Source organism: Botrimarina colliarenosi, from assembly GCF_007859955.1.
Lineage (GTDB): Bacteria > Planctomycetota > Planctomycetia > Pirellulales > Lacipirellulaceae > Botrimarina > Botrimarina colliarenosi.
Map to the genome: position 1 here is coordinate 303880 of NZ_SJPR01000004.1, position 12492 is coordinate 316371.

At 67.2% G+C, this 12492-nt stretch carries 10 protein-coding genes; 3 read left to right on the forward strand and 7 right to left on the reverse strand.

Annotated elements, in window-relative coordinates; genetic code table 11:
- Positions 1-85: 85 nt before the first annotated feature.
- The 3 genes from Pla108_RS15305 to Pla108_RS15315 all read right to left on the reverse strand — a co-directional run bounded on the left by Pla108_RS15305 (position 86) and on the right by Pla108_RS15315 (position 5004).
- Entirely contained in the window at positions 86-2497 is a 2412-nt protein-coding gene (locus tag Pla108_RS15305) for an MMPL family transporter (RefSeq protein ID WP_146445833.1), read from the reverse strand.
- 169 nt (positions 2498-2666) lie between these two features.
- Positions 2667-3569: a phosphodiester glycosidase family protein gene (locus Pla108_RS15310; RefSeq protein ID WP_231934526.1), complete on the reverse strand. Its 903-nt coding sequence runs from the start codon at positions 3567-3569 to the stop codon at positions 2667-2669.
- 91 nt (positions 3570-3660) lie between these two features.
- Positions 3661-5004, reverse strand: a complete 1344-nt coding sequence (locus Pla108_RS15315) for a phosphoglucosamine mutase (protein WP_146445835.1) — start codon at positions 5002-5004, stop codon at positions 3661-3663.
- 117 nt (positions 5005-5121) lie between these two features.
- Between Pla108_RS15315 and Pla108_RS15320 the strand changes: the two genes are divergently transcribed.
- Positions 5122-6240, forward strand: coding sequence for an FAD:protein FMN transferase (locus Pla108_RS15320; protein WP_146445836.1), 1119 nt, complete (start codon positions 5122-5124; stop codon positions 6238-6240).
- 124 nt (positions 6241-6364) lie between these two features.
- Entirely contained in the window at positions 6365-7141 is a 777-nt protein-coding gene (locus Pla108_RS15325; protein WP_197526602.1) for a DedA family protein, read from the forward strand.
- Between the two features lie 323 nt (positions 7142-7464).
- Here the strand turns inward: Pla108_RS15325 and Pla108_RS15330 are convergent, their stop codons facing one another.
- The 3 genes from Pla108_RS15330 to Pla108_RS15340 form a co-directional block, all read right to left on the reverse strand.
- Positions 7465-7992 carry a keratin-like protein gene (locus Pla108_RS15330; RefSeq protein WP_146445838.1) on the reverse strand — a complete coding sequence of 176 codons (528 nt, stop codon included), beginning with the start codon at positions 7990-7992 and terminating at the stop codon, positions 7465-7467.
- 412 nt (positions 7993-8404) lie between these two features.
- Positions 8405-9703, reverse strand: a complete 1299-nt coding sequence (gene serS / locus Pla108_RS15335) for a serine--tRNA ligase (RefSeq protein ID WP_146445839.1) — start codon at positions 9701-9703, stop codon at positions 8405-8407.
- Positions 9704-9771: 68 nt separating this feature from the next.
- Positions 9772-11184: a dipeptidase gene (locus Pla108_RS15340; protein WP_146445840.1), complete on the reverse strand. Its 1413-nt coding sequence runs from the start codon at positions 11182-11184 to the stop codon at positions 9772-9774.
- A 132-nt stretch (positions 11185-11316) separates the two neighbouring features.
- Here Pla108_RS15340 and Pla108_RS15345 point away from each other — a divergent pair, with 132 nt between their 5' ends.
- Complete coding sequence (locus Pla108_RS15345; protein ID WP_146445841.1) at positions 11317-11679, forward strand: ATP-dependent Clp protease adaptor ClpS; 363 nt, start codon at positions 11317-11319, stop codon at positions 11677-11679.
- 123 nt (positions 11680-11802) lie between these two features.
- Here Pla108_RS15345 and Pla108_RS15350 read toward each other — a convergent pair whose 3' ends face one another.
- Positions 11803-12438 (reverse strand): TrmH family RNA methyltransferase, encoded by a 636-nt coding sequence (locus Pla108_RS15350; RefSeq protein WP_231934527.1) that lies wholly within the window; start codon positions 12436-12438, stop codon positions 11803-11805.
- Positions 12439-12492: the final 54 nt, after the last annotated feature.

A 12492-nucleotide genomic window follows, 5' to 3' on the forward strand; every position in this document is an offset into this window, starting at 1 on the left:
CGACCTTGCTCCCGAACTGCCTTTGAGGCTTGGGCCGTAGGCGAATCCAAGTGACTCCTTCAACCGGCGACGGTCCGCCACTACGTCAAGAAACGCCGGCGCCGGCGGTGATCCGGCGAGGGGAAGGCGAAGACGCTTCAATCGTTTCGGCCGGCGGCGTATCGACCGGCTCCCGACGGGCCAGCAGCGCGAAGTAGCACGGCACGACCACCGTCCGGACGAAGAACGTGTCGAGCAGCACGCCGAACGCCAGCGCGAAGCCTAGCTCGACCATGCCGCGGAGCGTGCCGGTCGCCATGGCGATAAAGGTGCCGGCCATGATGACGCCGCAGCTGGTGATAATGCCGCCCGTCTGGACGATCGCCCGCCGGAGGCCCTTGCGAAGGCCAAGCGTCCGCTGCTCTTCGAAGACGCGGGTCACGAGGTAGATGTTGTAGTCTTGCCCCACCGCGATGAGGATCACGAACAAGAAGACCGGCACCTTCCAGTCGATGCCGCGGAAGGTGTCGCCGTACAGCCATTCGAAGAAGAGGCTCGTCGCGCCGAGCGTCACCCAATAGCTCACCAGCACCGTGGCGATCAAGAACGCACACGCCAGCGGGCGGCGGAGAAGCAAAACCAGCACGAGGTAGACGGCCGTGACGGTCAGCACCTGGATGCGGATGCGGTCGCTGTTGGTGACCACCTCCAGGTCGCGCATGCCGGGCGTGGTGCCGACCAGTTCGAAGGTCGCGCCAAGCCAGGGGTTCGGCGCGCCGTCGAGGGTGGGCTGCTTCGCGAACTCGGCCAGGGCCTCTTGGATCGATGGGATCTGGTCGCGGGCCGTCTTGCTAAAGGGGTTCTCCGCCAGGACGACCGCCAGCTGCGTCACCCGGCCCTTGTACGGCGCCGTGTGCGAAACAAACGTGTCGGCCGTGATGGGGCTCCCCGCGGCCGCCAGGTCGCGGAACGCCGAGCTGCCGATGAAGCTGCGGTTGCGCGGGTCGCCCCCGGTTGGCAGGTAGAGGCTGCGGACGTCGGCGACGGGCGCAAGGTCGTGCAGCATCGAGTGCAATGGGGCGAGCGCAAACCGGCCGTCGGGCGTCCGCAGGTCGAGCGGTTCGCCATCGTCGGCCGCGACGCTGTCGCCAAGCTTGGCCACCACCTTCATCGGGGCGATGGTCCCCTTGCCGTAGTAACGACCGACCGTCTCGGCGCCGACGACCGAGACGCGGTCGGGGGCGAGGTCGGCCATAAAGTCGTGCGTCACGCCGACGCCTGCCCCGTAGTAAACGAGCGGCGCCGAGAGCCAGACCGTGACGGCCAAGATCGTCGCGGGCCGTTTCATCACGGCGTCGGCGATCCAACCCCAGAGCGGGGCGTCGGTCGGCTGACCGTCGGCGTTGAGCTCCGCCTCGATCAATCGACTGCCGAAGGGCCAGAAGACCAGCGGCCCGAGCGCCCGCAGCAGTGCCGGGGCGAACGTCACGCACGCCAGCAGCGCGATGAAGAGGCAGACCGCGACGATCGGTCCCGAGCTGACAAACTTGCCATACTGGGCGAAGACCATCGTCGCCAAGCCAAGAATCGTCGTGAGGGCGCTCCCCAGCAACGCGTCGGCGACGTTCGCCAGGGCGAGCCCGGCCGCCTCACCGCGGGGAACGCCCCGCGACAGCTCTTCTTTATAGCGGGCGATCAAGAACAGGCAGTAGTCGGTCCCCGCGCCGAACAGGATTACGACCACAAAGATCTTCGTCGTCGTGAAGATCTTGAAGTCGGACCACTCGTACGCCTCGGGGCCGAAGTGCTGCGCCAGAAGCGCCACCGCGTTGGTCGCCACCGACATCGAGACGGCGATCGTCGCCAGTGGGATCAGCACCAATACCGGCGCCCGATAGATGACGACCAAACAGCCGAGCACCAGCAGCACGGTGGTCGCCTCGGTGCTGGCGAGGCTCTCGGCGATCGACGCCCGCATGTCGCCGCCGATCATCGCCGAGCCGGTGAGGTCGACGCGCAGGCCCTCGGGCTGCTCGCTCCGAAAGTCGGCGGTGAGCTGCTCCATCCGCCTCAGCAGGGCGACGTTCGCCACGTCCATCAGGCCGCTCGTGAGCCGGGCGACGACCATGGTCGCCTTCCCATCCTTCGCCTGCAGCATGTCGCCCACGACTTGCGTGGTTTCGTCCCACACATCGACCAGCGGCAGGCGTTTGTCGGTGCGGATCGCCTCGGCGATTTTTAGCCCGAACCGGCGGTCGTCGGGCGTCAGCGGATCGCCGCCGCGCGACAGCACGACGCTCACCTGGCTGTGGGCCTTCTCGTTGGGGAAGGCCTCTTGCAACAAGCGCTCGCCGCGGAGGCTCGGCACGCTCGCCGGCAGGTACTCGAGGTCCCCGTCCTTAGCGATATCTTCCCAGGTGGGGGCGATCATCTTCAGCCCGACCGCCAGCACGATCCAACCAACGAGCAACCACAGCCAGTGGCGGTTGATCAGCGATGCAAACCGCTTGGCGAGCATGACGCGGTAAACAAGGTAAGACGGAACGGCCCCACGACCGTGAGGGCTCCTCCGCAAAAGGGGCGCAAACTGCCGAAGCTATCCCTGCCCCGCACGATTGCCAAGGTCGTCACAGGCCGCGGACTTCGCTAAACCTACCTTCGGTGCGGAATTATGGCCGACAGGCAATTTAGGGGCTCTGCGGCGGCTGCGGCGATATCTTCGGAAGTGGTGACGCATACACGCCCAGATGACACGCCGAGACACGCTCTGTGCCGGGGACCTTCCCGTCGATCGGCTGATTGACCAAGCGGAAAGCGCCGCCGGTTGTTTCGACCACCAAGGTGGTTGAGCCCCCCCCGTCGAGGTTCACCGCGTCGTCGGCGCCGAGTCGGCGGAGTAGCTCACCGAGTTCGTTGAGGTCGACTCCCTCGCTGTAGCCCGGCTGACGGCCATCGACGACGACTAGGTAAAGCAGCCGACCGCCATCCCCCACGCCGACCGCCGTGCGCGGATGGAGCGAATCGATGAACGAGGCAATCTCGTTTTTGGGCCGCACCACCGCGCCCCCTTCGACGATCACGCCGTAGCCGCCGATCGCGGTGACGACGCCGCTGAGGTCGACCGGCGGCCGCACGATCGCAGCCCGCCGGTTCTCACGCACGACGAGCGCCGCACGTGGTTTGTCCGTATCGACCGGCGACACCAGCTTGCCGGCCGAAACAACGAGGCCCGCCACGTTCTGCGGCCGCTCTTCCTCCTTCTGACCGGGCCAGAAGCCCGTGGCGTTGATCGCGGCCTGGCACTTTTTCTGGAGAAGGAAGGTGCTCGTCTTCAGACCATCGACTTCCTCGGGCCGGTCGCCGTTGTCGTCGTCCGTAACGAGCGACAAGCCGTCGGCGTCGAGATCAACCCGCAAGACAAAAGCACGCAGCGGCCGGGGCTCAGTGATCGTAATCGCCGCCGAGTCGACGCCGACGAACTGGGGCGTCCAACCCGGCTCCGCAGGCCAATCGGGCCGAGGAGCTCCGGCGACGCCCGAGGTGGCTGCAAAAACGAGGGCCACGACGATCGCCAATCGACGCGTATTCATCGAGCTGTCGCGCGGGATCATGTCGGCTTTGGGCGCGGGTGGATTGCGAGGCGGGGGCTTGCCCCCCGGTACGTTCCAGTTGATTCAACGATCATCCGATCAGCGAACTCGCTTCTTCGCACACCGCCACAGCGGCCGGCCTCTCGGGCGCCTCGGCGATGAGGCGGACGATCGGCTCGGTGTTGCTGGCGCGAACCAGCAGCCATTTTCGCTCGGCCGGCCAGTCGAGGCGCAGGCCGTCCATCTTATCAACGGTCGCGTCCGCGAAGTGCTTCTCCATCCGCTCGAGCGTCGCCGCGAGCTGCGCCGGGTCGAGCGTCGCCTTCGTCTTATGGATCGCGTAGCGGGGCAGTTCGTCGGCGAGTTCGGCCAGCGTCTTGCCGCGGGACGCCATCGCGTCGAGCACCATCGCCATGCCGACGAAGCTGTCGCGCACCAGCACCACCGAGGGGTGGATCACGCCGCCGGCGCCCTCGCCACCCAGAACGGCGCCGTTGGCGAGCATCGCGTCGACGACGTTCGCCTCGCCGACGGCCGAGCGGTGGAATGGCACGCCATGCCGCTCGGCGAGGTCCTGCGTCACACGGCTCGACGAGCAGTTCGAGACGATCGGCCCCGGCGTTTGTCGCAACTGGTGCTCGACACATAGGGCGAGCGTCAGCTCCTCGCCCAAGTAGCGGCCCGCGGCGTCGATGATCGCCAAGCGGTCGGCGTCAGGGTCTTGGCAGAAGACCGCGTCGAAGCCCCCCGCGGCTCCCCGCCCCGCCACGCCGGTCAGGTTGGTTTCGGTCGGCTCGGGGAGATGTTGGAACAACCCCGTCGGCGCCTCGCCGAGGACGGTCACGTCGCAACTGAGTTCCTCGAGGAGTTGGCGCCCGAGGACGGCCCCCGAACCGTGGTTCGCGTCGAGCAAAACCCGGAAGCGGCGCCCCCGGATCCGCTCGACATCAACGATCGCCAGCACGAGCCGCAGGTGTTCGCTGGTCGAATCGGCGAGCGTCTCCGCGACGCCCACCTCGCTGTGCGGCGCCCAGGGGATCGGCCCCTCGATGTAGCGTCGCTTCACCTCCTCGCCACGGGGCGCGGGGATGATGCGGCCGTCGTCGCCGAACAGTTTGAGGCCGTTGTATTCGGCCGGGTTGTGGCTGGCGGAGATCTGGACGCCGCCGACGCACCCCTCGGATCGGACTAGCACGCCGGCAGTCGGCGTCGCGGCGACCCCCGCGTCGAGGGGCGTCCGCCCCGCCGCGGCAATCGCCGCCCGGACCGCGTCGGCGACCATCGGCCCCGTGGCCCGGCCGTCGCGGGTGACGAGCACCTTGCCCGGCGGCAGCGACCCGGCAAACGCGGCCACGTAGCGGGCGGCGACATCGGGCGTCAGCGATTCGCCGATGACGCCCCGTAGGCCAGAAACACTGATAATCGGTTGAGACATACGCGTCGGAGTTCCGTCAAGAAGCGAGCCGGGAGGCGTCGACCGCCGCAGCGGCTTGCCGGTTGTTCTACCTCACCCACCACGCCGCGCCAGCGTCCCGCCGCCTATACTGGGGAGATGGCCGACCCGCAACACAGCCGACGCGACTTCCTCCGCGGGCGGGCCGCCCTCGCCGCCGCCGCCGACGCGGTCGAGGCGGTCCTCGACGCGGCGACCGAAACTGCCGGCGACGCCATCGATCGCCGACTCGGCGGGACCGCTTCGCCCGAAACGATCCGCCGCGGCCCGCGGACCGTGACCCTCTCTCGCCGGGCGATGGCGTGCGACTTTGAGCTGATGCTCGCCGATGAGAACGCCGTCGCCCAAGGGATGGCGGCGCTCGATCGGGTCGAACGACTCGAAGACCAGCTAACCGTCTACCGCGACGACAGCGAGCTCGTCGATCTCAACCGCCGCGCCGCCAGCGAGCGGGTCGCCGTCGAACCGCGGCTGTTTTCACTGTTGGAGCTTTGCGGCCGCATCCATACTGACAGCGAGGGGGCGTTCGACCCCACCAGCGGGCCGCTCTCACGGGTCTGGGGGTTTCATCGCCGCGAGGGGCGGATGCCGTCCGACGACGAGCGTCGGGCGGCCCTCGGCCGCGTCGGCTGGCGCCACGTCGAACTCGATGCGACTGAGCAAACCGTCCGGTTCACTCACGACGGGGTCGAGATCAACGTCAACAGCATCGGCAAAGGCTACGCCCTGGATCGGGTTGCTGAAGACCTTGCCGAGAGGGAGGTCCACGACTCGTTGATGCACGGCGGCCGAAGCACCCTGCTGGCGCGGGGCGACGATCATCTGCGGGAGGGAGGGGGCTGGCTCGCGGCTATCCGCAACCCGCTCCACCCCCAGCAACGCCTGGCGGAGTTCGTCCTGCGGGACGAGGCGCTCAGCACCAGCGGCTCGGGGACGCAGTTCTTCGAGCACGAGGGACGCCGCTACGGCCACCTGATCGATCCGCGGACCGGCTGGCCGGCGGAGGGGCTCTATTCGGCCACCGTGATCGCGCCGACAGCCGCCGAAGCGGACGCCCTCTCGACGGCGGCCTATCTGCTGGGGGTCGAGGGGACTCGCCGCCTGTGCGGGCGTCGCCCCGGTTTGCGGGCTCTTTTGCTGGCGCCGGAGGAAGAAGGGGTGGTCGCCGTCCACGCCATCAACCTCGAAGACTCCGCTTGGCGGCCTGCGTCGGCTTGACGCTACTGGCCAGAGACCCCGGCCGCTACAATGCCGGACTTCCCACCATGGCCCTCCCGGCGGTGGGGGCGACGCAGGCGGAACCTGTCGCCCCCCGCCCGGCCGACGAACGACGACTAGCGACGTGCTGCAGTTCCTTGTTGATCACCATCTGGGCTACCTGGGCATCGTCCTGTTCCTGGCGTTGTGCGGGTGCGGGGTGCCGATTCCCGAAGAGGCGCCGCTCGTGCTCGCCGGGGTGCTGAGCTCGCAGGGGACCCTCGAGCCGTGGCTCGCTTTCTCGTCGTGCTTGTTGGGCGCCCTGCTCGGCGACTCGATCATGTACGCCATCGGCCGCCGGTTCGGCCACGCCTGGCTCACCAAGCACCCGACCGTGTCGCGCTTCATCGACGCCGACAAGGAAGAGAAGTTCGAGCACGCCGTCCGCCGGCACGGCTTCAAGATGCTGCTGCTGACGCGGTTCTTGGTCGGGGTCCGCGGGCCCGTCTACTACGCCGCGGGCGCGGCCAAGGTCCCCTACTTCCGCTTCCTGCTGTGGGACCTGATCGGGGCGACCACCGTCGTTGGCATCGTCTTCTGGCTCGGGTACCGCTTCGGCAACGGGATCACGAAGATCGTCCGCGACGCCGAGGAGGTCGCCACGGCGGTCATCATTCTCGGGCTGATGGGCGTGGGGGTCTACTTCCTCTACAAGAAGCAGACCGCCAAGGTGGCCGAGGCGTTGGAGGACATCACCGAGCAAGACGCCGACGAGGCCGCCCTTGAGCAGGCCGACCGAGTTGAGGCCAACCCCGACGACGCCAACCGAGACGACGCCGAGGGACGTCCGACCCCCGCGCCGCCCTCAAAGAACGGAGCCGTCGCCTCGCCAAGCGACCAGCCGAACGACGTCGCCATGTAACGCGGGCCCAACCGCGACCGAGCCTCGCCTCACCTAGCCCAGGTCGTGAGAGGGCTTGCTCCCTTCAAAGGGAGCCCTAAGCGCGAGCGCCGGGAGTTGAACAACGCTCGCGTCGATCGCGGCGCCACTCCGGGCGCTGACGCTAACGGCTCCCCTTTGACTTTAGGGGGATTCAAATCGTTGCGAAACAGATTCCTCGCGTCCCGTAAAAACACCAACCGCCGCCGGGCCAGATGAGGCCCGACGGCGGTGAGGCGTTTCGTTATCAGCTTCCTCGCCGACTGCCGGTTGGTGTGCCGGTCGCCGCGGGGGATTCAGCAAGCTCAGCCACCACAGCCACAGCTGGGCTCAGCGGCGCAACCGCACGACGGCTCGACGCAGCACGACGGCTCGCAGCAGTGGTGACGCTTGAACAGGCCCTTCAGGCCGTCAAACAGGCAGCAACGACGCGGGGCGCAGCACGGGTCGCAGCAATCGGCTTCGCAGCCACAGCTGGGCTCAGCGGCACAGCAGGAAGGCTCGGCAGCACAGCAGCTCGGCTCAACCGCACAGCACGACGGCTCGCAGACGGGCTCGCAGCAGACCGGCTCGCAGCAACCGTGATGACGCTTGAACATGCCCTTCAGGCCGCCGAACAGACCGCAACGCGGCGCACAGCAGGGGTCACAGCAGACCGGCTCGGCGACGCAGCACGAGGGCTCGCAACCGCAGGAGGGCTCGGCGTCACAGCAAGCGGGGGCGGCGCAGCCGCAGCCACCCAACAGGCCAAAGCCGAAGGCGTTGGCGCTCGAAGCGCCCGACGACAAGGCCGCGCCCATACAGAGGGCGATCGCAGCAAAACGCAAGTTCATGGTAGGACTCCTTAACGAAACGGGGGGGGAGGGGATTCACGCGGACCGCCGTCAGCTTTGACCGCTCGGAGGAGACCGGCCTCGGCCTGGTTCCTCGCTCCGACGGCGACCTAGCGGACAGCGTTCGCTTGGTCGGTTCTGCCATCGATATCGACGACGCAGCCGAATCCCTTTGGCTAGCCGAGGTAAATCTCCCCGCTTTCCTGACCGTCAGGGTCGGTCGTACCGGCTGTGCCGATCGCGCCGACGCGCGACCCGATTGGCGGGGGCAGAGAAAAAGAACCCGCTAGGCGATGCGCGACCCCAATACGGAGATTGCCCCCGTGCGAAATCACACGGGGGCAATCGTTGGTTGCTTCGACGACGACCCGAACGGCTAACTCGACCCTTTCGGCCTTATCGCGGCGGCGGGTTATTCCGTGTCCGCATCGTCGGCGGCGCCGATCCGCTCTTTGCCGACGTAAGGACGGAGCACCTCGGGGATGAGGATCGAGCCATCCGCCTGTTGGTAGTTCTCCAGTATGGCGATCATCGCCCGCCCGCACGCCACGGCGGTGCCGTTGAGCGTGTGGACAAAGTTGGTGCCCTTCTCGCCCGGCGTCCGGTAGCGGATATCGAGGCGGCGCGCCTGGTAGTCGGTGCAGTTGCTGGTGCTGGTCACCTCGCCGTACTCGCCATTGGCGCCCCGGCCGGGCATCCAGGCCTCGAGGTCGAACTTCCGGAAGGCCGGCCCTCCCAGGTCACCCGAAGCGATGTCGAGCACCCGGAACGGAATCTTCAAGCCGTTGAAGATCTCGCACTCAAGCTCGAGGAAGAGGTTGAGCATGTCCTCGCTCTGGGCGGGCGTCGTGAAGGCGAACATCTCGACCTTCGTGAACTGGTGCACCCGATAGAGGCCGCGGCTCGCCCGACCGGCGGCCCCCGCCTCGGTGCGGAAGCAGTGGCTCACCCCCGCCAGCTTGATCGGCAGCTCCGCCTCATCGACGACCTGGCCGGCGTAGAGGCCGCCCAGAGTGATCTCGGCCGTAGCGACCAGATTGAGGTCGTGATTCTCGACGCTGTAGATCTGGGTCTCGGGGCCGCGGGGGATGAACCCGATGCCTTGGATGATCTCGCCCCGCGCCATGTCGGGCGTCATCATCGGCGTGAAACCTTCCCGCATCAGCAGGTCGACCGCGTACCGCTGCAGGGCGAACTCCAGCAGCACCGCTTCGTTCTTGAGGTAGTAGAAGCCGTTGCCCGAGACGCGGCTCCCCCCTTCGAAATCGACCAGGTCGTGCTGCTCGGCGAGGGCGAGGTGGTCGACCGGCTTGAAGTTGAACTTGGCCGGCTTGGTGTCGCCCTTGCGGAGCTCTTTGCTCGCGGCCTCGTCGCCGCGGGGGGTCGCCCCGTGCGTCAGGTTGGGCAGACCCCGGAGGATGCGGTCGGCCTCGACGCCGACGCGATCGACCTCGGCCTGCTTGGCGTCCTTCGCTTCGCGGAGCTGTCGGCCCTCGTCCTTGCGGGCCTCGCGTTCGGCGTCGTCCTTCGCCTTACCGATCGACTTGCTGACCTCATTCGCTTGGCGATTGAGGTCCTCGACCTCTTGCTGCAAAGCCCGACGCTGGGTCTCCAGTTCGGCGAAGCGCGCGACGTCGGCCTTCACGCCGCGGTCGACGCAGTTCTGTTGGACGAGTTCGACGTTTTCGAGGACGAAGCGTTGGTCGAGCATGATGAGATTGCGGAATTCGGATTGCTGACTACGGAATGAATCGATTTCGGGGCGGCTTTCGGATTGCGCTAGGACATTCCGCGATCCGCACTCCGCATTCCGCATTCGGATAGTTGCTTCCAGAGGGCGGCCGAAGCCTGGATGCCCCGATGGAAGTCCCCGAGGTTGAACTTCTCGTTGGGGCTATGCGTGTTGTCGTCGTCGAGGCCCCAGCCGAGCAGCAGGACGTCGGCGTCGAGTTCGCGGGCGAACGTGCCGACGATCGGAATCGAGCCCCCCTCGCGCATGTAGACCGGTCGGGCGCCAAACCCCTGCTCGATCGCGGCGGCGGCGGCTTCCATGTAGGGACTCTCCAGCGAGAACTTCACGCCCGGGGCGCCATGGTGCGGCTTGATCGTCAGCTTAGCCCCCGGAGGGACGAGCGGCTCGAGCAACGCGCGGAGCCCCGCCGTGATCTTCTCCGGCTCTTGATCGGGCACGAGGCGGAAGCTGACCTTGGCGCCGGCGCGGGCCGGCAGCACCGTCTTGGCGCCCTCGCCCTGGTAGCCGCTCCAGAGGCCGTTGATGTCGCAGGTCGGCCGGGCCCAACGGCGTTCGAGCGTCGTGTAGCCCACCTCGCCCGAGACGCCGTCGACGTTCAGTTGCTTCAGAAATCGCTCCTCGTCGAACGGCAGGCGGGCGAACTCGGCCCGCTCGCGATCGGTGAGCGGCGCCACGTCGTCGTAGAATCCCGGGATCCGGATCCGCCCCTCCGAATCAACCAGCGCCGCCAACAGTTTGGCCAGCACGTTGGCTGGGTTGGTGACGCCGCCGCCGAACGAGCCGGAGTGGAGGTCCTGCTTCGGGCCTTCGACGAACAACTCGTAGTAAGCGATGCCCCGCAGGCCGTACGTCACGGCCGGCACGCCGGGGGCGAACTGCGAACTGTCGCTGACGACGACGACGTCGCAAGCGAGTTTGTCGCGGTTCGCGGCGACAGCGGCGTCGAGGTGCTCGCTGCCGACTTCTTCCTCACCCTCGATGAGGAACTTGACCTGGAGGGGGAGCTCTCCGCCCGCGTTTAAGAGCGACTCGACCCCCAAGACGTGGGTCAGCATCTGCCCCTTATCGTCGGTGGCGCCGCGGGCATAGACGTTGCCGTCGCGGACGGTCGGCTCGAACGGCGGCGAGAGCCACTCGTCGAGCGGATCAGGCGGTTGGACGTCGTAATGCCCGTAAACCAGGGCGACCGGCTTGCCGGGGACCGGGGGCGACTGGGCAAAAAGAATCGGCGCGCCGGGGGTCGCCAGCCGCTCAACCGTCAGCCCCATGCCGGTGAGTCGGGCTTCGACCCAGTCGGCCGCCCGGTCGACATCGCCCTTGTGCCGCGAATCGGCGCTGACGCTGGGGATCCGCAGCAGCTCGAACAAGGCCGCCTCGTGCCGCGTCTTCTCGGGCGTCGCGGCGGTGTCGTGGTCGGCGGGCGTCTCGGATCGGCTCATGCCAGCGGGGGGTCGGCGTTTGATCGGCAGCAAAGCCGGCGAATATACTTCTCAAACCCCCGTTTCACCACCGGCGGCGCCAGGTTCACCCGAGCGTAACCAGCCGGTCCCCGTAAGGATTCCCACCCCGCTATGGATGAGCAAATCCCCAACCGACCGGACGACGCGTCGGTCTCCGTGGTTGTCGAGCCCAAACGGCGCCCCGGCTTAAGCCGTGACCGGCCGAAGATCCCCCGCTACAACGTCCTGCTCTGGAATACCGACGATCACACGTTCGACTACGTCGAAAAAATGCTCCGCGAGCTGTTTGGCCACGCCCACGAGCAATGTGTCGTAATCGCTAAGACGGTCGATGAGGACGGTCGCGCCGTGGTCTTGACCACCACCAAAGAGCACGCCGAATTCAAGCGAGACCAAATCCTGGCTTACGGCAAAGACGACTCGGTGAAGAACTGCGCGGGGTCAATGACGGCGACCATTGAAGAAACGAGCTGACTGCTGGTGACGTTGGCGAGAGACCCCAGGGGCAATAATTGACCACGAAGCACACCTGGAAGCACTTTGAAAGCGCCGTCGTGCGTTCTCTCTCCTTCGTGTCCTTCGAGCCTTGGTCGTTCCCTACCCCTCCGGCCATTGCCGGCAGTACTCGTACAGCGTCATACAGGTTGCGGTCGCCGCGTTGTAGCTGTGCGGCAGGCCCCAGACCGGGATCTCCACCGCCTCATCCAATAGGGCGAGCTCGTCGTCGGTAAGGCCGGTCCGTTCGTTCCCCACCACCAGAGCGGTCTTCCGTTCGAAGGCGTAGTGGTGCAGGTCGTGCGAGTCGGTCGTTTGCTCGAGTCCGACCAACCGAAACCCTTCCTTGCGGAGGTCCTTGAGCACCGGCTCGAGCGACCGGCGGTTCTCGAGCGTGATCGTGTCGGCCGCGTCGCGGGCCACCTCGGGGTCGAGCTTCATCGGCCGCCCGGTGGCGATGATCCGCGTCACGCCACAGCAGCCGGCGGCCCGGGCGATGCGCGACAGGTTGACATTGCTGCGCAACGGCGCGCAAACGACGACCAGCTCGCGCGGTCGGGTCAACTCGCGCGGCGGGCGGTGGCGGGTGTGCTCCATGCCGTTAAGGTAACCGCCAGGGCCGCCAAGGACGATCGCACTCGTCCTCTGGGAGGCGACGCCGATGACGGTCCGTCTTGTGGGAGGCGTCTCCAGACGCCGATTGCGGTATCCACTCCGCAATGGCTTGGTGCGCGTCATCGGCGTCGGGAGACGCCTCCCACAAAGCGAGCCCGCTCCCACAAGGCGAGCCCG

Coding starts and splice junctions, on each gene's coding strand:
- Pla108_RS15305 (WP_146445833.1), bottom strand. CDS start 2,497: ATGCTCGCCAAGCGGTTTGCATCGCTGATCAACCGCCACTGGCTGTGG.
- Pla108_RS15310 (WP_231934526.1), bottom strand. CDS start 3,569: ATGAATACGCGTCGATTGGCGATCGTCGTGGCCCTCGTTTTTGCAGCC.
- Pla108_RS15315 (WP_146445835.1), bottom strand. CDS start 5,004: ATGTCTCAACCGATTATCAGTGTTTCTGGCCTACGGGGCGTCATCGGC.
- Pla108_RS15320 (WP_146445836.1), top strand. CDS start 5,122: ATGGCCGACCCGCAACACAGCCGACGCGACTTCCTCCGCGGGCGGGCC.
- Pla108_RS15330 (WP_146445838.1), bottom strand. CDS start 7,992: ATGAACTTGCGTTTTGCTGCGATCGCCCTCTGTATGGGCGCGGCCTTG.
- serS (WP_146445839.1), bottom strand. CDS start 9,703: ATGCTCGACCAACGCTTCGTCCTCGAAAACGTCGAACTCGTCCAACAG.
- Pla108_RS15340 (WP_146445840.1), bottom strand. CDS start 11,184: ATGAGCCGATCCGAGACGCCCGCCGACCACGACACCGCCGCGACGCCC.
- Pla108_RS15345 (WP_146445841.1), top strand. CDS start 11,317: ATGGATGAGCAAATCCCCAACCGACCGGACGACGCGTCGGTCTCCGTG.
- Pla108_RS15350 (WP_231934527.1), bottom strand. CDS start 12,438: ATGACGCGCACCAAGCCATTGCGGAGTGGATACCGCAATCGGCGTCTG.